This is a genomic window from Pseudoalteromonas sp. CO109Y, assembly GCF_004208935.1.
GTDB classification, from domain to species: domain Bacteria; phylum Pseudomonadota; class Gammaproteobacteria; order Enterobacterales; family Alteromonadaceae; genus Pseudoalteromonas; species Pseudoalteromonas shioyasakiensis.
Map to the genome: position 1 here is coordinate 138965 of NZ_SGPD01000030.1, position 20875 is coordinate 159839.

General features: G+C 41.2%; 16 protein-coding genes and 1 riboswitch. Of the genes, 6 read left to right on the forward strand and 10 right to left on the reverse strand.

Translation table 11 applies throughout. The annotated features are described in order from the left end of the window. Positions 1 to 151: 151 nt before the first annotated feature. Together EXT43_RS12540 and EXT43_RS12545 are read right to left on the reverse strand one after the other, a co-directional pair. Complete coding sequence (locus EXT43_RS12540) at positions 152 to 3304, reverse strand: efflux RND transporter permease subunit (protein ID WP_130167106.1); 3153 nt, start codon at positions 3302 to 3304, stop codon at positions 152 to 154. 3 nt (positions 3305 to 3307) lie between these two features. Beyond that, positions 3308 to 4480, reverse strand: a complete 1173-nt coding sequence (locus EXT43_RS12545; RefSeq protein WP_055020814.1) for an efflux RND transporter periplasmic adaptor subunit — start codon at positions 4478 to 4480, stop codon at positions 3308 to 3310. Between the two features lie 158 nt (positions 4481 to 4638). Between EXT43_RS12545 and EXT43_RS12550 the strand changes: the two genes are divergently transcribed. Both EXT43_RS12550 and EXT43_RS12555 read left to right on the forward strand, forming a co-directional pair. Beyond that, complete coding sequence (locus EXT43_RS12550) at positions 4639 to 4887, forward strand: YkgJ family cysteine cluster protein (protein WP_054562006.1); 249 nt, start codon at positions 4639 to 4641, stop codon at positions 4885 to 4887. A 71-nt stretch (positions 4888 to 4958) separates the two neighbouring features. Continuing rightward, on the forward strand, positions 4959 to 5669 hold the full coding sequence (locus tag EXT43_RS12555) for an ankyrin repeat domain-containing protein (protein ID WP_130167107.1): 711 nt from the start codon (positions 4959 to 4961) through the stop codon (positions 5667 to 5669). A 19-nt stretch (positions 5670 to 5688) separates the two neighbouring features. Here the strand turns inward: EXT43_RS12555 and EXT43_RS12560 are convergent, their stop codons facing one another. The 5 genes from EXT43_RS12560 to EXT43_RS12580 all read right to left on the reverse strand — a co-directional run bounded on the left by EXT43_RS12560 (position 5689) and on the right by EXT43_RS12580 (position 12975). Then, positions 5689 to 7527 (reverse strand): TonB-dependent receptor, encoded by a 1839-nt coding sequence (locus tag EXT43_RS12560; RefSeq protein WP_063529071.1) that lies wholly within the window; start codon positions 7525 to 7527, stop codon positions 5689 to 5691. A gap of 162 nt (positions 7528 to 7689) precedes the next feature. Continuing rightward, entirely contained in the window at positions 7690 to 8244 is a 555-nt protein-coding gene (locus EXT43_RS12565) for a DUF4136 domain-containing protein (protein WP_058585205.1), read from the reverse strand. Positions 8245 to 8366: 122 nt separating this feature from the next. Further along, positions 8367 to 11153 (reverse strand): ATPase, encoded by a 2787-nt coding sequence (locus EXT43_RS12570; protein WP_130167108.1) that lies wholly within the window; start codon positions 11151 to 11153, stop codon positions 8367 to 8369. Continuing rightward, complete coding sequence (locus tag EXT43_RS12575) at positions 11153 to 11698, reverse strand: hypothetical protein (RefSeq protein ID WP_058585203.1); 546 nt, start codon at positions 11696 to 11698, stop codon at positions 11153 to 11155. The genes EXT43_RS12570 and EXT43_RS12575 overlap by 1 nt, the downstream gene beginning before the upstream one ends. 2 nt (positions 11699 to 11700) lie before the next feature. Further along, positions 11701 to 12975, reverse strand: coding sequence for a hypothetical protein (locus EXT43_RS12580; RefSeq protein ID WP_130167109.1), 1275 nt, complete (start codon positions 12973 to 12975; stop codon positions 11701 to 11703). A gap of 148 nt (positions 12976 to 13123) precedes the next feature. Between EXT43_RS12580 and nhaD the strand changes: the two genes are divergently transcribed. After that, positions 13124 to 14374, forward strand: a complete 1251-nt coding sequence (gene nhaD / locus EXT43_RS12585) for a sodium:proton antiporter NhaD (protein ID WP_054551492.1) — start codon at positions 13124 to 13126, stop codon at positions 14372 to 14374. A gap of 88 nt (positions 14375 to 14462) precedes the next feature. Next, a riboswitch (Lysine riboswitch) is annotated at positions 14463 to 14635 on the forward strand. 81 nt (positions 14636 to 14716) lie between these two features. Continuing rightward, the gene (gene lysC, locus EXT43_RS12590) at positions 14717 to 16096 is read left to right on the forward strand and encodes a lysine-sensitive aspartokinase 3 (RefSeq protein ID WP_055020817.1); all 1380 of its coding nucleotides are present in this window, start codon (positions 14717 to 14719) and stop codon (positions 16094 to 16096) included. Here the strand turns inward: lysC and EXT43_RS12595 are convergent. Further along, positions 16073 to 16810 (reverse strand): 4'-phosphopantetheinyl transferase superfamily protein, encoded by a 738-nt coding sequence (locus tag EXT43_RS12595; RefSeq protein WP_130167110.1) that lies wholly within the window; start codon positions 16808 to 16810, stop codon positions 16073 to 16075. The genes lysC and EXT43_RS12595 overlap by 24 nt on opposite strands. A 148-nt stretch (positions 16811 to 16958) precedes the next feature. Between EXT43_RS12595 and EXT43_RS12600 the strand changes: the two genes are divergently transcribed. Continuing rightward, on the forward strand, positions 16959 to 18284 hold the full coding sequence (locus EXT43_RS12600; protein WP_062564543.1) for a sodium-dependent transporter: 1326 nt from the start codon (positions 16959 to 16961) through the stop codon (positions 18282 to 18284). A 103-nt stretch (positions 18285 to 18387) separates the two neighbouring features. Here the strand turns inward: EXT43_RS12600 and EXT43_RS12605 are convergent, their stop codons facing one another. Beyond that, a complete protein-coding gene (locus tag EXT43_RS12605) occupies positions 18388 to 19371 on the reverse strand; it encodes a 2-hydroxyacid dehydrogenase (protein ID WP_130167186.1) in 984 nt (327 codons plus the stop codon). Beyond that, positions 19337 to 19852 carry a redoxin domain-containing protein gene (locus tag EXT43_RS12610; RefSeq protein WP_054551485.1) on the reverse strand — a complete coding sequence of 172 codons (516 nt, stop codon included), beginning with the start codon at positions 19850 to 19852 and terminating at the stop codon, positions 19337 to 19339. The genes EXT43_RS12605 and EXT43_RS12610 overlap by 35 nt, the downstream gene beginning before the upstream one ends. A 114-nt stretch (positions 19853 to 19966) precedes the next feature. Between EXT43_RS12610 and EXT43_RS12615 the strand changes: the two genes are divergently transcribed. Continuing rightward, positions 19967 to 20848, forward strand: a complete 882-nt coding sequence (locus EXT43_RS12615; protein WP_130167111.1) for an NAD(P)-dependent oxidoreductase — start codon at positions 19967 to 19969, stop codon at positions 20846 to 20848. Positions 20849 to 20875 lie beyond the last annotated feature (27 nt).

Below are 20875 nucleotides of genomic sequence, written 5' to 3' on the forward strand. Positions count from 1 at the left end.
GTCCTTATAACGTATTTAGTAATTTCTTGAATTGTTTCTTTTTTGCTCATTTAAGCTTAGCAAAACAATACGATTTATAGGAACATATTTTTAAATAAAAAACGCTTGGCAAATTTATTGCCAAGCGTTCGGTTGGGATCTTGAGAGGGGCTTAATTACTGGTTGTTTGTAATTTTGCTTCTGGCTCTGCTTTTTTACCTCTTAGCTTGCCAATTAAGCGTTTAAAGTCTTCTAACGCGACGTACTGACAAGGGATTAAAATAAGCGTAATGACCGTTGCAAATAACACCCCGAATGCCAGTGATACAGCCATTGGGATAACGATTTTTGCTTGTAAGCTTGTTTCCATAATGATTGGTAATACACCAATAAAGGTCGTTATTGAGGTCAGTAATATTGCTCTAAAACGACGCGCACCGGCTTGCATTACAGCCTCTTTGATTGCTACACCTTCGGCGCGAGCTTTATTGACAAAGTCGACCATCACTAGCGAGTCGTTTACGACCACACCTGCAACCGCGATGATACCGAATACCGATAAGCTGCTCATTGTCATACCTAAAATCATATGACCGAACATCGCACCAATGACACCGAATGGAATAACCGACATGATAATAAATGGCTGTGAGTACGAACGTAGCGGAATAGCAAGTAACGCAAAGATAATCATCATTGATAAAGCAAAGTCACGTACTTGTTCTGCCACACTGTCCATTTCTTCTTGAATACGACCAGCTACATTACTTTCTACACCTGGGTAGCTTTTCAGTAGGCTAGGTAAGTATTCGTCACGAATTTCTTTTGCAATGGCAAATGGTTCAGCTTGATCAGTATTAACCGCAGCCCAAACGTTTACAGTACGTTTAGCATTTTCACGACGAATACGGTTTACACCATCTACAATGTTTACTTTAGCAACTTCAGCAAGCGGTACTTCAACACCCGTTGGTGTAATGATACGTGCATCTGTGATGTCACTTACTGCGTTGCGCGATTCACGAGGGTAGCGGATCATTACTTTGATCTCTTCGCCGTCACGTAAAATACGTTGCGCTTCTAAACCGTAGTAGCTAAAGCTAACTTGTGATGCTACATCCGATAGAGTTAAACCTAAGCTGTAAGCAAGCGGTTTAAGTTCAAGTTGAACCTCGTCAGTTGCAGATTGTAGCGAGTCATTTACATCACCTACGCCTTGCATGCTATTTAGCTTTTCTTTTAACTTTGCAGCAACTTCTTTGAGTTTATTGATATCTTTGCCTTCTAAGCGAAAGCTAACATCACCGTCATCACGGCCGCCATTCATGATACTGTCTTCAATATTCAGCGTTTTCACACCTGGCAGTGGTGGCATTTGTTCGCGCCACATTGCACTTAATTGGAAGGTATCAATAGGACGTAAGTCCGGTTCGACCAAAATCGCCATAATGCGTGCACTTGTACGACCGCGTAAACTAACCGATAAGTCGCGGATCATCGCTTGACCATATTGCTCTTCAAGTTGTTTATCGACATCTAAAATCAGCTTTTCAATTGTTTGCGCTGTCTCAAGGGTTGCTTGCTCAGACGAAGATAAGTTCATTTCAACTGAGATACGCGGGAAATCATGTGGAATTTTAGGATTCGCAACAAATTTCACTAAACCACCAGCGAACATACCGCCACTAACAATAAGCACACAGATAAAGCCAACAATCACGGTGTAACGGTAATGAATACAGCGGCCAATAAATGGTGTGTAGTAATTATCAACAAAGTTCTTGAGGCCTTTATCCATACCTAAACGTAAGCGATGTAATGGATTTTTAGGGTTCGCAGGTTTATTTTTCATGGCTGCTAAGTGAGCCGGTAAAATTAGTTTTGACTCAATTAGTGAGAAAATTAAACATAGGATAATTACACCACCAATGGCTTTAGAAAACGCAGAGCCAGGCCCTGTTGCCAGTGTTTGTGGTAAAAATGCGGCAATTGTGGTTAACACCCCAAAGGTTGCAGGAATAGCAACGCGTTTTACGCCGCGCACTACGTTATCTAGGCTGTGACCATGCTTTTCAATTTCAGCACTGGCAGACTCACCGACGACGATAGCATCATCAACGACTATCCCGAGCACCAGTATAAATGCGAATAAAGAAGCTAAGTTAACAGTGATGTCTATAAAGCCCAATGGCATCATTAAAAATGCACCTAGGAATGACACAGGTAAGCCCATCATTACCCAAAATGCTAAGCGTAGTGGTAAAAATAGCGCCAGTACTACCATCACTAAAATACCACCCCAAATCATGTTGTCGATCATCATGTTTAGACGACCTTCAAGGTAGTAAGTTAAATCAACAATCGGTGATAGTTTTACGCCTGCTGGTAACTGTGGTGCTTTATCTGCTAGATATTTTTTTAATACCGCAGCAACTTTAGTGATGTCTTGATCTTTCGACGCATTTACTTCAAAAGTTAGTGAGTTTTTACCGTTGTACTTAGAGTATTGTAAGCCTTCTTCAAAGCCGTCATTAATTGTTGCTACATCACCTAAGAAAACTTGTGCACCATCTGGTAAGTGTAATAAAGGCAGATTTTCGAACTCTTTACCACGATACGCTTGATTTTCAACACGCATCGAAATGTAGCCATTTTCAGAGCGAATTTGACCTGCAGACATATTGGCAGAAAAGCTGCGAACGGCTGTGGCAATATCACGGAAAGTTAAACCATACTCACGTAGTTTATCTGGGCTGATTTCAATGCCAATTTCATAGTTTAAGCCACTGTAAAAGTTGACCAAGTTAATTTGTGGTAAAGCTTGTAGCTCATCTTTTATGTCGTTACCAAGTTCTTTGAGCTGGTAGTTACTCATATCGCCATACAGCGCGAGAATCATAACTTCTTGCTCAAACTTTTCACGGCGAACAATTGGGCGTTCCATCTCCGCAGGGAAGGTATTGATTGAATCAACCTGCATCTTGATTTCATCGAGTACTTCTTGCGGGTCGTACTTTTCTTCGATTTCTATCCAAGCTTGTGAAAAACCACGGTTTGAATAAGTAATTAAACGCTTAATGCCTTCGAGACCCTCTAAAGACTCTTCGACCTTAATGGTGATGCCTTCTTCGACCTCTTGTGGCGCAGCCCCTGGGTAGACAGCTTGAATACTGATCCAGTTACTTTCAAATTGTGGGAACATTTGCTTACGCACCGACATTGCTGTCAATAAGCCTCCCACTAAAATGAAAATCATAAGTAAGTTTGCAGCAACTGGGTTGCGAGCAAACCAGGCAATAAGCCCTTTTTCTCTGTGCGTGGTCATGGCTTATTCCTCTTTTAACGCTAACTGTGTTGTTGGCACACTCAGTTTTGCGTCATCTAGCTTGACCGCCATGCCTTCAGTTGGGTATTCAAGTGCCGAGGTAATCAGTTGCTCACCATTAGCAAGGCCATTATCGGCGATCACCATGCCATTTTGTTCGCGAACGATGTTAAGTGTTTTAAAGGTAAGCGTTTCGCCATCTTGTAAAACAGCGACTTTTTTGTCTTTAACTAAATGGTGCGGAACAACAATCGCATTATCCAGCGCACGGCCTTCGATAGTGGCATTAATGTATGAGCCAAAACGTAATGGCTGCTTTTGCTCATAAGGCGTTGCTACTTGTGCTACTAAGTAATTCATGCGGCTACGTTGGTCTACAACTCCTTCGCTACGTACGATAGTTGCTTGCCACGTTGTTTGTTTACCTGCAAATTCAGCATTAATTGATACGCTTGCACCAATTCCTTGGTTATTTAGGTATTGCAGATCTTTATCTGCCACAGGTAAACGAATTTCAGCCAATGACGTTGAGCTCAGGCTACCAAAGCTGTTACCTGGGTTTACTACACTACCTAAACTAATTAGACGCTCGTCTATAATCGCATCGTATGGTGCTTTAATATATGTACGTTCAAGATTACGTTTAGCTCGTTTTACACTCGCTTGCGCTGCACGGTAACTTGCAAGTTTTTCAGCAAGTTGTGGTTTACGTAAATAAAGCTCAGATGGAATAACTTGGTTTGAGTCACCTTTGATGCGGTCCCACTCAGCTTGCGCAACTGACACCTGTGCACGTTCAATCTCGAGTGCAGAGCTTGCTTGTGCCAAACCAGCTTCAGCTTCAATGAGTGCCGCTTCGTAATCATTTGGGTCAATACGTGCTAGAATGTCGCCTTGCTTAACAAATCCACCTTGTACAAATTGATCTGATAACGACACAACCTGACCACTCACTTGCGCAACAAGTTCAGTTTGGTTTTTAGGTTTAACGATACCGTATGATTTTACATCAAGGGTAATAGCGTCAAAACTTAACGGTTTGATTGATACAAGCGGGCGCAGATCTTGTTCTGGTTTTTCGACTGGCGGTTGCTTCATAGAGGCAAATGCGAATGCCATTCCAAGTCCGCCGACTAATACGGCGATAGGGAGAATGATTTGTTTTTTACTAGCCACGGGATAGTCCCTCACGGTTGACGGTAATTAAAAATAAATTTGATAGGCTAAGCATACGCAATAAAGTGTTTACAAGGCGTTTGAAGATGTAACAAACCATTACACATATTACAAAGGCGCTACAAAGGTTCTATAAGAGGTACTCAATGACAGATAAAATGGCATGTAGATTAGGCTGTGGCGCCTGTTGTATTGCACCCAGTATTAGCTCACCGATCCCAGGAATGCCCAACGGCAAAGCAGCGGGGGAGCGCTGTATTCAACTTGATGATAATAACCTATGTAAATTATTTGGTGATGAATCAAGGCCTAAGGTGTGTAGCGACTTTTCTGCAACCATCGATGTATGTGGCACCACTAACGAACAAGCACTGTATTTAATTACCGAACTTGAGCAGATGACTTAAAAAAGATTAAACCTTTAACACTTTTTAACGGTTACTGGGATCAGTTGTGTTTTATAGCTTAAGTTTTCTTCATGGTATTTAAAAATAATAAAGAACGACTTGTCTGTTTTAGAATACAACCAACAATACTTGCGAAATTAACTATGAAAATATATGTAATCATCTATTTACTCTTAGCAAGCTCATTTACTTATGCAATACCACTGCAAGTCAAACTTGATCACAGCTCAGAAACGCAATTGCATACTAATCAACAACTCGTTGCTGCTTTGAAAGCAGGTAATAAAGACCAGTTTTTAAAAGCGCTAGCAGCTGGGGCTGATCCAAATTATCAAATTAATCAATCGAGTAGTGTTTTAAGCCTAGCCACGAGTAATCTCGACTCTGACTTTTTAAGTGAGCTACTTCAAATGGGCGGAAACCCAAACAGTTACAGAGTGTCTGCAAAACGACATTTAATTTTTGAAGTATTAGGGCCAGATAGAATAGAGCACCTAAGAACTTTACTTAGGTTTTCTCCAAAACTAGATGTTAAGGATGGTACAGGCTCAACACCAATAATATATGCTGCGATATTGAGTAACTACACTGCGATGAAATTACTAATTGAAAAAGGCGCTGACACGTCACTCAAAAATAATTTTGGCTATGATGTTTTAAAGGTTTTAGAAGATAGCGCGACACGAGAATGTCATCAATCTGAGTGCTCGCAACTAAATGAAGTGAAACAGATTATTATGAAAAAATTAATAGTCCTCAACGAAAAAATGCCAGTCAATTGACTGGCATTATTGTTTTTGCTTACCACGTATAGGTAGCGCTAAGAGTGTATTGTTCGCCGCGGCCTGGGGTACCCGGTACTTCTTCGAAAGATTCATCCCAAATGTTGTCAGCTGCAAAGGTAACAAACACATTATCAAGCTGAGCTGGGGTGAATTTTAGCGTTAACTGCGTGAAGAAGGCTTCATCATCAGAGTTACGTAAGCGGTTACTATGTTGCTTACGCCATTCGTTATCGATACGCAGCTCAAGTACATCCATTGGTTGCCATACTGCACCCAGTGTTACACGATGATCAGGGTAGTTAAGCGCATAAAAGCTCGCATCAATATCTGCCGTGCCATAGTCTTCTGACTTTTCTAAATAGGTGTAGCTGGCAATCAACTCAGTGCTTTCAAACGATTTATTCGCTAAAAACTCAACGCCTAAGGTGTCTATATCAACCGGGTTTGCAAAACGAGCTGAGGTTGCATCAAAGCGATATGTCCAATCCGTAAGGTTTTTATCTTTACGGTAGAAAATAGCTGAATCTAAACGCCATGAAGACTGTTCAATCAGTAAACCTAATTCAAGGTTATCGGTGGTTTCGCGCTCAAGGCTGTAGTTACTTCTGAATAATCCGCCCGTTTCACTGCCGCCGATGGCGGTATAACCGGGAACTTGTGTTGCCTCGGCGTATGACGCATACCAAGTATGTTCACTGCCATTTTGATTAGCTACTTTAAGGCTGGCATCGGCAATAAATGAGGTATCTGAGCTATCACGGTTCGTATCATCAAATGCAGCGCCAACACGTAAAGTAAGCTCTTTGTTTGCTGTAAGGGCTGATTTGTACTCAGGCAAGATACTTAGCTTAGTGTAATTACGTGATGTAAAATTGTTTTCAAGAGATGTTGATTCAATTTCATCAGCAATAAATTGCCCAGCATAATTAATTGCATAGCGGTCATTTAAACGGTGACGTCCAGATAATGCTAATGACTTAACCGTGGTTTCGTGAAACGCTTCAAAAATAGCTGGGTTTTCACGAGACAAAACGTAATGGTCGTTATGTTTACGATAATAACCAGTCACTTCAAGGCTATTGCTCTCACCATACATTTGCTTGTGATTGAGCATGAAAAGCTTGGTTTCAAGATCTTCTGTTTCGTTAAAGTTAAATGGCGTATAAAGGTTTGGCCAACCAAAAAACTTCTCTTGGCGTCCGAACATTAAATCAGTTTGTGAGCTAGAGCTTGCAAGTTGAATACGCGCTGAGGCACGTTCAAAGTCGTGGTCGCCATTATCAATTGAGCCATCACTTTTTGAGTGCGAGTATTCACCCTCAAAACCTAATCGCCAATCAGGTTTGCTATCCAGCTTTTGGCTATGAGCAGCATGAATACTTTGTAAATTAAAGCCATTCGTACCTGTGCCAAGTGAAACACTACCGGTACTCGTGATAGGGCGCCAGCCAAATGAAACCGTACCAACCGAGCTATTCATTCCATAAAGGGCATTATCAGCACCTGTAAGTACTGAAGGTCCTGTTAGCATTTGTGGTGCAATTGGAATTTCAGCAAAGTAGTGACCAGATTGAGGGTCAAATAATGTACTGCTGCCGACACGAAAGCCAGTATTTTCAAAGATACCACCGCGAATGGTGACATCAGCTTGTGCTTCAGCCATATTACGCGATTGCAAATCGACACGCGGGTCATATTCTAAATTTGATACCGGCGCATCAAAAGTACCTACAGGTTCTTTATTTGCGGTTGCTGAAACTTCAACGGTGATTTGTTCAATATTGTTGGTGTCTTCTGCTAGTACTGAGCAAGTGACGAATAATGCGGGAAGTGTAAGCTGTACTGCGCGTACCATCTAAAACTCTCTTGATTTTGTTTAATCTGGGGTAGTGGCTAGTTAGGCGCACTGAAAATTGTGGGTATTGTATCTGAATCACTGAGTTATACCACTCCAACCAGATTTCAGCAGGCAATAAAAAACCGCGCTAATTGCGCGGTCTTTTAACTAAAACAGTGTTTAGTTTTGATTAATTGATTGCGGTGGGAAGTTACTTAGAATGTTAGCAACAGTTTCTTTGATAACTTCAGTGCGCTTTTCAGGTGATTGGTTCTTTTGTAAACGACCTTCTTTCGCACCACGCCAAACTAATTGGTTAGAAGCACGGTCTACCACGTCTAGAATTAACGTACCCACTTCGTATTCGCGAGCAGTTGTTTGCGTGTTGTAACCCATACCCCAGTAATTCCAGCGTGCGCCGTAACCCACGTTAAAGGTATCTACATCAATTTTAGTATCAACAGAGGCGTGATAGTTAATTAGTACATCTGCTTGCGCTAAATCAACTAGCTTCATACCGCTTTTTTCAAGTTCAGCATTTACAGCGTCACGAACCCGTTTTTCCATTAAAGGGCTAATTTGGTAGTTCGCTACGTTTTTAGTCAAGCTGGCATTAGGTACCCAAGAGAAGGTTTTATAATTACTAAAATCTGCTGATTTGTCGTAATCCCAATCAGGCGTTTTAGCACAAGCCGCTAAAAATAATACAGCCGTCGCGATTAATAAGTTCTTCATATTGTTTGCTCCTTGGCAAAATTTCCACTACTTGATTGATAACATAACACAAATAATACTCAACTGAATGATTATTTAAAAACTATGGCACATTTACAAAAAAGTACTGTAATAGTTTGTAATTAAACGGTGTGTTCCACTTCTATCCAGTCTTTTTCATCCACCCAGTTTTGAGCACCATCTTTAACAGTACGAATAGGGACGATGTAATCACAGCTAACTTGTGGTTTAACTGAGGCAAAAATCGGCACAAAGCCAAAGCTAAGAGCAGTTTCGATAATTGCTTTTTGGTTTTGTGGGTCGATATCGGCTGCTTCATCGATATAAATCGGAATACGATACAAGTTTTGTTCTTGGTCGCTTAATAAGTAACGAATAAACAGCATGCCACAGAGTAGCTTAATAGTGATACGTGTACCGTTAGAGCCGGCTGAATCGATTTTTTCGAAGTGCTCAGTTTCACCTGCACGGTTCACGACTTCAAAACGAATATCGAATAAGTCGGTAAGTGTTAAACCGGCTTTTTCTGAGGCAAGCTTAATCAAATGATCTTTCGCTTCGTTTACCGCAGATTCGCTATAAGGCTCTTGGCTTAATAGGTCTAGGGTATCGCCTTGCTCAAACTGATTTGAGGTACTGATAATAGTATCAATGCTATCAACCAGCATCTTGCGCGGAATAACATTAATTTTGAATGCTTGAAGGTTAGAGATACGGTGCTGACTAATGCCTTTATTAAAGCTGTTCATTTCGCGGCGCAGGCGGTCTAAGTCTTCGCGCAAGCCCTTAATAGTGGCGGCTACTTCGGTTAATGCAACGCGGCCTTGACGTTCAACAGCATCGCGCTCGTTTTCTATGTTATGAAACGCGCTGATAAGCTTTTCGTATTTAGTAAACTCATCGTTTTCGTTATCAAATTTAGTAATACCCGCATTGTAAATATGCATGTAGGTGTTACGTACGTTGATATCAAAGTTACGTAGCTCTTGGCAGTCTTTGTTAAAGTGATGAATGAGGTCACTTAAGTTATCAAAATCAATACTGATTTCAATCATGTATGGAGTGACTTTACCTGTATAAAAATCAAGTGTGTGATCGATACGTTCAGATTTAACTTGGCGTAAACGGTCAGCTTGGCGCGCAAGCAAATCTTTTTTCGACTTGATAATTGAGCGACGGTCGCTGATTGAGCCACTATTTTTTTGAATGTCTTGCAGATAGTCGTCAACTTGTTCGCGTTCTGCATTTAACTGCTCTTTTAGCAGAGTTTGTGCATCGATAGATTGCTGCATCACTTCAAATTGTTCAAAGCGTTTTAATGCTTCTTCTGAGGCCATTAGCTCATCATATAAAGCATCTTTTTCTTTTTGCTTTTCGGCGACATTAGCAGCGACTTCGCGTTGTTGTTTAAACTCTTTTAGTGAGTTTTCTAGGGCAGCGAGTTGCGCGGTTAATTGCTCTTTATTTTCGCCCGTTTGCATTTGCACTGGGCTTAGCTTTTTAAGTTTAATCGTCGCGCCAGGAAGAGTAAGTACACCGCCTTTCACATTTGCCGATAACTGCTCTAAGAACTCACCAAAGGCATCTTCGTCTGTGATCTCAACATCACCATTGCTGGTGGTGGCAAACGATAAGATATCAGGGTTTAGAATACGCGAAATCTCTTCAACTTCTTTTAAAGATAAATCTTCACGCATACGGGTGAATAAATTGAACTCGAGGTTCTTTAACTGCAGTTTTAAGCTCTTAATTTGCTTTTGTGTTTCGCTGATACGGTAATCAAGCGTGTGCAAGCTTTGCCCTTGGGCACTGCTTAATGAATGCGATAGCGATTCATAATCTTGTTTAAGCTGTGTAAGGCTTACTTTTAAGGTGGCTTTATTAACTAATTCAAACTCAGATTTAAGTGCTCGATAGTCTAAAAACCATTGTTCAATTTGTGTTTGCTTACGTTCAATATCACGTGATTGCTGAATATACAGCTGCTGCTTTTGGTCGAACTCATGCTTTTCGTGTTCGATATCCTCAAGGGCAATATTTAGCTCAGAGAGTTGCTCTTGTTGATAGGTTTCAAAGTCAATCAGTGCTTGGTCAATTTTTGGCGCATAGGCTGCAAGTTTGCCTTTTAAAACCGTTTGGTTTTCAAGCATAGATTCAAGAGCTGCGATAGGCTCTTGCATTGACTCAAGGGCTTTTAATTCACGTTTAGCGCGATTCACTTTATCGAATGAACGTCGCCACACTTCATAAAAGTCGACCCGAGAGTTTGACATATGGCGCTCAAATACGCGTAACATAAAGCGCTTAACATCACTGGCACCTAACTTATGCAAGTTAAGGATACGGCGGAAAATTTCTTTGTAAATCGCGGAGTCTTGCACATTATTGAGGGGGATCATCTTTAAGTTGATATCGCCATCAAATGGGGTTGCGCCGCCAGTGAGTAGGGCGTTTAGCTCCTGCGCTTTTAATTCAATTGGATTAAAACCTTGCTCTTTTAAGTGATTAAAAAGCTTGGTGAATTTTACAATGGTTTTGCCTTGCGTGTAGTGATCAAGGTTCAACTTACCTTGGTAGCAAAAAAACTGATGCGCGTAACCAGCAATTTTACCAAGGCCGGCAACACCAATCACCACAGGGCCATTAGGTAGGTCAGCTTCGAGTAAAATATAGGATTGATCTGACGAAAAGTAGAATTTTCGGGTTTCATCTAAATCGTGGCCATCCCATTCTGTTAAACGTAAATCATTAATCAGTGGAAATTGTAGGGCATTAATTACCGAGCTTTTACCAGTATTATTCGGTGCACAGATTGAGCTACTTTTATCCAGTGGGATCACGCATTTTGCATAGCCAGCGGTATTTAAAAGCGCAAGTTTGCTGAGTCCATATAGGCTTTGGCTTTGCATTAGTCGTCATCTCCTAGGTAGGTTTCTTCGTTTACTTCCATTAATGCATCGATATAACGATAAATAGGTGCTTGCAGCATAAAGCCGTTTTCTACTTCGCGAGCAAGACCCAAACGTACCATACGTAGATAAACGTCTTTACGTAAATCTGAGCCTGAGAAGATTTCTAATTGATCAAACAGGTGCTTGTTGATCTGCACTAAGGTTTGCATCAGTTCAAGGTCGTTTACTTCGTCAAACAAGGCACGCATTGGATCTTTACCAGTATTGGCATAATGCTCAATCAAGATGTAGATAGTCAGTGCGATGGCACGCGAAATTTTACCCATATTTGGGGTGCTTTCGTCGCTGCCAAAATAGTAATAGCCACGGCTATCATGTTGTAGGTCATGGCCAAGGGCGTTAAATAATGCGCGATAAGCATCAATGTGTTGATCAAGCTCTTGCCACATCAGCGTGTCTTGTTCGCTAATGTGGTAGCCTGATGTGAGCTTTTTATTAATAGCTTGCAGATGCGTTAAATCATCTAAATTAATATCTGTCATGGTTATTGCTCTGTTGCTTTATTATCGTCAGCAATCGATGAGTTAAATGGGTAAAGAGAGAAGTGTTGCTGGGCAATTTTTATTTTTACTTTCTCTTGGCTTTGGCTAATCTCAAGGTCGCCATCGCTAATTAATTTTTGATACAAGAACAGCATTTCGTCAGCTTCTAAGTCTGGGTAGCTTTCATCTAAGAAACTAAGCAGCGGCTGAGCTTTTTTGCTGGCTTTTTTAAAGCGTTTTCTAAATTGTGTTTTAACGTCGTTGTAATCAGGAATATGTGGGCTTTGGTAGGCGGGCACATCATCATGTTCAGGAAGCTGATATTCATCGTGCTCAAAGTCAACTAAGCCTGCCATATAGGCCACGATATGACGTTGCTGACCAAGTGAAAAGCGTTGCGCGTCTGAGACAAAGTTAGGCTGTACTGCACTTAACATGTTATCGACGCCATTTTTACGCACTAAACCAAGCACTTTAGCCGCTTGACGCGTAATGAGGTTGTTGCGTCGTAATTCTTCACGCAGTGGCATCAACATATCGGCGCTTTTACGTAAACTTTCACGACCAACTAAATGCATTTCTAAAATACGGGTACGTAATTGCTCTAGCATGCGTTTGTCTTGATATGACTTACCGAGGCGGTCAATTTGCTCTATTTGCGCGCTAATTTGCGCTTCGATGGTATTAAAGCAAGCGTGGAAGTCACCACGAATATCCACCATTTCCAGCATAGGCTCGATGTATTCATCGAACGCTTCAATTACAGCCTGATAGCGTTTTTGCAGTGATTGCACCGCGTTGTCTGCTTTTGCTTGCTCAACAATATTTAAAATTGCGTTTTCATTGTGGGCAAACAATTTCATTATTTTGCGTACCCGATCATCCATAATACGGCTGAAGCGGCGAAGCTCGTCGTAATCTTCAATTTCACCGGCTTTAGCAAGGCGATTACCAAGGCGAGCTAAATCATCAACAAGCACACTAATTTCTTGGGCAAGACCTAAGTGTTCTTCTTGTAGCAAGAAAGTCGCAAAATCGGCGATCGCACGGTTGATTTCTAACTGCGATGATTTTGCCAGTGGAATGATAATATCTTGATTCAATAAACGATTTGTTTCTTTATAAATGCGTTCATTTGACCATGAAGGTTGTTTTTGTTTTATCGCATTTTGTACGTCTTTCAAGCTGAAATCAGCCATCTTAAAACGTTTAAATAGCAGTTCTAACACCCCCCAATGTTCAGTAAGGGTATTTAATAACTTTTTAGCTGGGATCATAAAGCTCCAGTAAATTCAGACTTTGGTGTTAGCGATTAGTATTAAATTATGTAATTGAGAATAGTTTTATGCTTTCTATGCTGCTAGAATCCGCGCCGAAACACTCGACTTACAATTTTTACATTATTATAAAGGTTGTTCAAACACCATGGTAACCCCACTTATCCTAACCCTGATAGCGGTGGCATTTTTGCTTATCGTTATAGAGGATATTATCCATGTAAACAAGGCCAAAACGACGCTTTTTTTTGGCACTTTATGCTGGATTATCTTATTTATCTCTCCAATTCATGGGCAAAGCCCAGAAACCATACAACATCAACTGGATCACAACATATTAGAAATCGCGACTTTGTGGCTGTTCTTAATGGCTGCGATGACCTTTGTAGCCTATTTAAACTCTAAAGGTTTTATCCAGAATATTGTTCATAAAATTATGCCAAATCAAATCAGTGAACGAAAGCTGATGTTTCTGATTGGTGGCTTTGCGTTTTTATTTTCATCTATTTCAGACAACATAACTGCAACTTTAATCTCGCTTGCGGTGGTGATGTCACTTAAGTTAGATCCTAAAAAATTAATAAAATATGCGACCTTAATTGTATTTAGTGTTAATTCGGGTGGGGTGTCGTTGATTACGGGTGATGTTACAACCCTGATGATTTTCTTAGACGAAAAAGTCACTATTGCTAATCTACTATTATTAATTGCCCCTGCACTGACAAGTGTTGCTCTGCTCGCGGCGATGTTGTCGGTGGGTATGTCGGGTAATGTTGTGTTTGAAAAACAAGCAGCCCGTCGTATCGAAAAGACAGATATTACCATTGCGGTTATCTTCTTCTCGACGATTATTGCTACGTTAACTTTGAGTGTGCTTTATAGTGTGCCGCCGTTATTAACCTTTTTATTTGGTTTATCTCTGATGTTTTTGGTTGCGCAATTCTTAATGCGCAAAAAAGACGTTAACAAAAAAATCATCGATTATATTCGTGAAATTGAATACGACACCTTATTGTTCTTCGTTGGTGTGCTATTGCTGGTTGGTGCATTAAAAGAAGTTGGCATGCTTGCTAAATTTACTCACTTATATGAGTTGATGGCACCGGAATATGCCAACTACTTGATGGGGCTATTATCAGCGGCGGTAGATAACGTACCTCTAACTGCAGCACTTTTAAAAGCTGATATTGTGATGAGCCCTCAGCAATGGCTGTCGTTTACTTACGCAACTGGGGTCGGTGGCTCAATGCTTATAATCGGCTCTGCGGCAGGTATTATTGCCATGAGTAAGGTTAAGGCACTGACCTTTATGAGCTATCTTAAAATGTCGGTTTATTTATTAATTGCTTATACCGTTGGTTATTACGGTTCGCACTTAGCGGGCAGTTTAATTTCATAAAACAACTTGACAGCTAGACGTCTAAACGTTAACTTTCGAAGCCTGCTTTTAACAGCAGGCTTTGTTATTTTAACCAGGTGTTAACTTAACATTCAGAAGAGGTGCGATACTTAGGTAATTAATGTGAGGTGACGAACGCCGATGACCATTAATGAGGGAAGTACTCGCCGAGAAAATTAACCGGACGTCACGGTTATTTTTCGGTTTATGGGGCTGAATCCTCAAAACTGTCACCAAACTAGGTGGAGAGCTTCTGGCATGGACTACTCTTTATTTTCAAAGCACCCCCTTGCCGAGTTCTTCTTGAATTACTGTGGATAGTTTTCCACAAAAGGAGACGACATGAATACCCAATTAGCCGCCAACACAAAATCAGATTACGTTGTTGCAAAATTTGGTGGCACCAGTGTAGCTAACTTTGATGCTATGAGCCGCTGCGCTGAAATCATTTGTGCTGATAATCAAGTACGTATTGTTGCTGTGAGTGCCAGTGCAGGCGTGACCAATCATTTAGTTGCATTGTGTAAAGCTGATTTGAGTGCGGCTGAACGTGATGAGCATATTACTGGCGTTGTCGCCATTCAAGAAGCAATCTTGGCAGAGCTGTCACTGGATGCTGATTTAGCACATGGCTTTAATGAAACGCTTAAGGCTTTTCAAAAGCTAGCATCAGACGGGGCTAAGTCAGTAGCAGATCAAGATGAACTACTGAGCTTTGGCGAGCGTTTATCATCGTATTTATTTACTCAAGTATTACGCGGGCAAGGTCTTGATGCGGTGCGTTTTGATGTACGTAAAGTGCTAAAAACAGATAGCCAATTTGCTAAAGCTACCCCAAATGTTGCAGCAACCGCTGCGGCTGCTAAAGAGCATTTAGTGCCATTACTTGATGACCATGTTGTGGTAACTCAAGGTTTTATTGGAAGCAATGAGCACAATCAAACGACCACTTTAGGGCGTGGTGGTTCAGATTACAGTGCTGCATTACTCGCTGAAGCAATTAACGCAAAAAGCGTGCATATTTGGACCGATGTTGTAGGTATTTTCAGTACTGATCCGCGTTTATGCGCTAAAGCAAGCCCAATTGCACGCTTAAGCTTTGATGAAGCGGCAGAAATGGCAACGTTTGGTGCAAAAGTACTGCATCCTGCAACCATTTTACCTGCAAGCCGTAGCCATATTAGTGTGTTTGTTGGTTCAAGCCGTGAACCACAGTTAGGTGGTACATGGATTGAAAAAGAAAAATCTCAGCAACCAGGTATTCGTGCCGTAACACAGCGTAAAAACCAAATTCTGTTAACGGTTAAAAGCCCAGAAATGCTCCTAGCGAGTGGTTTCTTAGCCCGTGTATTCACTATTTTAAGTGAGTTTAATATTTCGGTTGATTTGGTTACTACCTCAGAGATCAGTGTTGCAATCACTTTAGATAACGCACCAAATGCATCACGCCCTGAGCTTGATCAAGCTTGTTTAGATAAGCTTTCTGAGTTTTGTCATGTGTCGGTTGAGAATAACTTAACGCTGGTGGCTTTAATTGGTTCTGAGATTCAATTACGTCAGCAAGAAATGAACTTAATGCAGGTATTGAGTGATTTTAATATTCGTTTAATTTGCCACGGTGCAAGTAAACATAACCTGTGCTTCTTAGTTGAGCAAAGTGAGTCAGATGAAGTCGTGCAGGCTATTCACAGCCGACTATTAGAAAGCCAAGTCGCGGCGTAAGTCATTAAAGTTAATAAAAGAGCACTGCCAGTCAGTGCTTTTTTGTGCCACAACACTTATATCAAACCCTTCAATAGAATTACTACTCGCGCTGAAATTATGTTTGCTCAATTCTTCAAATACATTAGGAGAAAGTTGTTTCGCAATCGGCTGAGCACTTGCTTTGGCAAGCGCCTCTTTTAATGTCCAAATTCTAAAAAAGCACTGTGCCTGTTCATCGGGAGCATCAAAACGGCTAATTAAGTCAACTTCATCTTGATGATAAAAATGCTTTGCGAGTTTGAGAAAAGGGCGAGGTTTACTGCTTTGTTCAATATCAAAACCAAATAGCTGCTGTTCTGGGTTAAGAGCAGCGCCAATTAAACCATTTGAATGTGATAAACAGGCCCACACAGGTTCTCTAACCGGGGTATGTAATTTTAGCTTGCTGTCTTTATCATCAAACTGGCTCGATATTTCATTGAGAGCTAAATCATCATGAGGGTAAGCATGTTGATACAAATACTTTAACGTTAGGCGAGTCGCTAAATACTCTTGCTTGGCGCTAGGCACTTTTCGTTTTTCAAGCACACTTAATTCAAACTCACAGAGTAATTTATCAAGGGGTAAACTTGCAACATCAATACGTGCTGCATGCATCAGCATAATTTTTTTGGCCGTTGTTTGGCTTTGCTGCTCGATGATAAGAGTATTCGAAAAGTAGTGGCTGCTCATGGTTTAACGCTTACACGAAGGCTCGTATTTAGTTTTGTTTATTTTTACAGCAGATGCACATTTATAGGCACGAACAAACGCAAATAGTTTACGCAGTTGACTGTAATTATGGTTTAATGAGGAAAAATAATAACAGATTTGTAGATGTATGGCACAAGTTCGTGACGGCTTTCAAAGTCGATTAGGTTTCGTTTTAGCAGCTTCTGGTGCGGCGGTAGGTTTAGGTAATATTTGGGGCTTTCCAACACAAGCGGCAAACCATGGCGGCGGTGCATTTTTACTCGTTTACTTCATTGTTATCTTCTTATTAGCGCTTCCGGCTCTTTATACTGAGCTGTATTTAGGCCACCAAGCGCAAGCGAATCCAGTAAAAGCATTATCTAATGCATGGCAAGACACAGCGCCTAAAGTGGGCGCTGCAGCAGGCTATATTGGCCTCTTTGGCGCGGTTGTGATGCTGAGCTTTTATTCGATAGTTGCAGGGTGGATGCTCGCTTATGCGCTTGAGCCACTCGCAAGCTTCTTTGGTTTTACTGAGTTAAGTAACTTTTTACACAGTGACTCGATGGCACGTAATTTTGTGTTTACACCACTGATGCTTATTCTTACTGCGAGTATTATTTTAAAAGGCGTTAAATCAGGTATCGAGACTTGGTCACGTCGCTTAATGCCATTATTGCTAGTATTATTAGTGGCGTTAATTGCTTATATCGCGACCCTAGATGGTGCGATGGATGGTTTTGCAGCCTACTTAGTGCCAGATTTTAGTCAAATTCTTGATGCAAACTTAATTATTGCGGCAATGGGGCAAGCGTTCTTTTCATTGTCGTTAGGTGTTGGTTGTATGATGGTTTACGGCTCTTATTTAAAACCAGATGCCAACCTGCCTAAATTAACTGGAACCGTGGCACTGCTTGATACCGGTGTGGCCTTTTTAGCGGGTTTATTGATTATTCCGGCTATTTTTGTTGCTCAACATAACGGTGTAGAGGTATTTAGCGGCGGTAAATTGGTCGGTGAAGGGCAGTTAATTTTTGCAATTTTACCTGAACTGTTTAGCACAATGGGTCAAGTGGGTTTACTCGTTGGCTTATTATTCTTTGTATTAATGTCGATTGCCTCAGTAACATCAACCATCTCATCGACTGAAATTCCAGTGGCTTTTTTAGTTGAGAATCACAGTGTAGAGCGTAAAAAAGCAACCTTATTTGTAACGCTAATCGTGTTTATTGCCTCATCACTGATTATCTTAAACTTTGACTGGTTATTTGGTTTAGTCATTATGGTGCTTACACAGTACCAATTACCTTTAATGGGACTGTTCTATTTCATTACTGTTGGCTGGTTATGGCAGCGTGGTAATAAATTGCATCAGGTATCTAGCGGCCCTCATTATTGGTTTGCCCAGTACATTCGCTTTGTCTGTCCGTTATTAATGACGGCGGTTTTTGTGAACGTGGCGTTGTTGAAATAGAAACTTGAGTTGCTAGTTGCTAGTTGCTAGTTGCTAGGGAAAAGGAAAAAGTAAAAGGCGTGGGGTTTAAACCTCACGCCTTTTAATTTAAGGTGCGCTTGCTTTAAATAACTTCGTTAGTTAATGGTAAACCTTGGCTTATTTCATTGGCGCTTTGCAATGTAGTGCAGGCTATTTCGCTAAGTGCTTCTTGGGTGAAGAAGCCTTGGTGGCCTGTCACTAACACATTCGGGAAGCTAATAAGGCGTGAAAAAATATCGTCTTGCATGATTTCTTCACGGTGATCTTTAAAGAATAACTCTGACTCTTGCTCATACACATCAAGCCCTAAGTGTCCCAGCTTTTTAGACTTAAGCGCTTGAATACAGGCTTGAGTATCGAGAAGTGCACCACGAGAAGTGTTAATCAGCATGACACCGTCTTTCATTTTCTCAAATGCGCTAGCATCAATTAAATGATGGGTATGCTCGTTGAGCGGGCAGTGCAATGAGATGACATCACTTTGTGTGAGTAATGTGTCTAAATCGCATAGGGTGTAAGGGCCTTCACCAGCCATTGGGTCGCAAACGAGTACTTTCGCCCCAAAGCCATTTAATATATTTACCAGTGCTAAACCGATTTTGCCACAGCCGATAATCCCAATAGTTTTTTTAAACAGATTAAAACCAAGTAAACCGTTTAAATCAAAGTTGCCTTCACGTACTCGGTTAAAGGCTTTATGGGTTTTTCGGTTGAGCGTTAGCATGAGTGCAATACAATGCTCTGCTACTGCTTCTGGGCTATATGCAGGCACGCGGCAAACCTTGATGTTATGCTCTTTGGCAGCATCAAGGTCAACATTGTTAAAGCCTGCACAACGTAATAAGATTGCTTTAATGCCAACAGCCGCCATATCTGCAATGACGTGTTTGTCGACCGTATCGTTTACAAACACGCACACTGCATCAAAACCTTGGCAGAGGGGCGTGGTATTGCTGTTTAAGGATTGCTCAAAATAACTGAGCGAAACAGACTCAGCGTATTCAGTTAGATTCCTTTCAAAAAACGGTTGCTCATACTTTTGCGCACTGAATAAGGCCAGTTTCATCATTTAAATTACTCTCTATCACCATTTTGAGGGTTTCGGGTTTGGTGCGCGGGGCATATCGCGCAACGAGTTGACCCTCTGAGTTTATAAGAAATTTGGTGAAATTCCATTTAATTGCGCGGTTTTGCGCAATTCCTCGGGTATGGCACTTTAAATAATTAAATAAAGGATGGGCGTCTGGGCCGTTGACTAACACCTTGTTAAAAATAGGAAAGCTGACATCAAAGTGTTGCTGATAAAAGGCTTTAAGCTCATTGCCATCAAGTGGCTCATTGTGGCCAAATTGATTACAGGCAAAACCCAGTACGGTAAAACCTTGCTGTTTATATTCTTGATAGAGTTTTTCAAGGCTTGCCATTTGCACTGAAAAATTACATTTGCTGGCAATATTGACGATAAGCGCTGTTTTACCTTGTAACGATTCAAGGCTAAAGTTTTCACCAGATGCAAGCTGGGCATTGAAACGATATATACTATCCATGTTTTACCTGTGTGTTTTTAAACGGTTTAAATGAACTTTTTTTCATTCGCTTTTTAGTTATTCGGTTGAGATAATGAAATTGTTACTAATTTATCACTCAAATAGGTCAGTTTTATGTCAATGAAAGTCGCCTTCATCGGATTAGGTGTAATGGGTTACCCAATGGCGGGTCACCTTGCCAACGCAGGTCACAGTGTGACAGTTTACAACCGCACAACGGCTAAAGCGCAAAAGTGGGTATCAGAATATCAAGGTGAATACTCTGAAACGCCAAGTGAAGCCGCAAAAGGGGCTGATATCGTTTTCATGTGTGTAGGCAATGATGATGATTTACGTTCAGTTGTTTATGGTGAAAATGGTGTGCTAGCAAGCATGCATGAGGGCAGCTATTTAGTTGACCACACTACAACATCAGCTGAAGTGGCACGTGAAGTTGGCGCTCAAGCAAAATTACAAGGCATCGCATTTTTAGATGCGCCGGTTTCTGGCGGCCAAGCAGGTGCAGAAAATGGTGTATTAACTGTGATGGTTGGTGGCGACGAAGCTGATTTTAATGTTGTTCAACCTGTCATGGCTGCGTTTAGCCGTTTTAGCCAATTATTAGGTGAAGTAGGCTCTGGCCAACTTTGTAAAATGGTAAATCAAATTTGTATTGCTGGTGTGGTGCAGGGCTTGGCTGAGGGGTTACACTTTGCAAAACAAGCGGGCCTTGATGGTGAAAAAGTAATTGAAACCATCTCTAAAGGTGCAGCTGGCTCATGGCAGATGGAAAACCGCTACAAAACAATGTGGGCTGGTGAATACGAATTTGGTTTTGCTGTTGATTGGATGCGTAAAGATTTAGGCATCGCTTTGGATGAGGCAAAGGCAAACGGCGCAACTTTGCCGATGACGGCAACAGTTGATCAATATTACGCCGATGTGCAAGCTTTAGGCGGCGGCCGCTACGACACATCTAGTTTATTAGCGCGTATCGAAGCATTACATAAAAAGTAATATTCATAAAAAACGCGACAATGATTG

Bases quoted from the DNA above. Each gene is read 5' to 3' on its own strand.
- EXT43_RS12540 (WP_130167106.1), bottom strand. From the start codon at position 3,304: ATGACCACGCACAGAGAAAAAGGGCTTATTGCCTGGTTTGCTCGCAAC.
- EXT43_RS12550 (WP_054562006.1), top strand. From the start codon at position 4,639: ATGGCATGTAGATTAGGCTGTGGCGCCTGTTGTATTGCACCCAGTATT.
- EXT43_RS12555 (WP_130167107.1), top strand. From the start codon at position 4,959: ATGGTATTTAAAAATAATAAAGAACGACTTGTCTGTTTTAGAATACAA.
- EXT43_RS12560 (WP_063529071.1), bottom strand. From the start codon at position 7,527: ATGGTACGCGCAGTACAGCTTACACTTCCCGCATTATTCGTCACTTGC.
- EXT43_RS12565 (WP_058585205.1), bottom strand. From the start codon at position 8,244: ATGAAGAACTTATTAATCGCGACGGCTGTATTATTTTTAGCGGCTTGT.
- EXT43_RS12570 (WP_130167108.1), bottom strand. From the start codon at position 11,153: ATGCAAAGCCAAAGCCTATATGGACTCAGCAAACTTGCGCTTTTAAAT.
- EXT43_RS12575 (WP_058585203.1), bottom strand. From the start codon at position 11,698: ATGACAGATATTAATTTAGATGATTTAACGCATCTGCAAGCTATTAAT.
- EXT43_RS12580 (WP_130167109.1), bottom strand. From the start codon at position 12,975: ATGATCCCAGCTAAAAAGTTATTAAATACCCTTACTGAACATTGGGGG.
- nhaD (WP_054551492.1), top strand. From the start codon at position 13,124: ATGGTAACCCCACTTATCCTAACCCTGATAGCGGTGGCATTTTTGCTT.
- lysC (WP_055020817.1), top strand. From the start codon at position 14,717: ATGAATACCCAATTAGCCGCCAACACAAAATCAGATTACGTTGTTGCA.
- EXT43_RS12595 (WP_130167110.1), bottom strand. From the start codon at position 16,810: ATGAGCAGCCACTACTTTTCGAATACTCTTATCATCGAGCAGCAAAGC.
- EXT43_RS12600 (WP_062564543.1), top strand. From the start codon at position 16,959: ATGGCACAAGTTCGTGACGGCTTTCAAAGTCGATTAGGTTTCGTTTTA.
- EXT43_RS12605 (WP_130167186.1), bottom strand. From the start codon at position 19,371: ATGAAACTGGCCTTATTCAGTGCGCAAAAGTATGAGCAACCGTTTTTT.
- EXT43_RS12610 (WP_054551485.1), bottom strand. From the start codon at position 19,852: ATGGATAGTATATATCGTTTCAATGCCCAGCTTGCATCTGGTGAAAAC.
- EXT43_RS12615 (WP_130167111.1), top strand. From the start codon at position 19,967: ATGTCAATGAAAGTCGCCTTCATCGGATTAGGTGTAATGGGTTACCCA.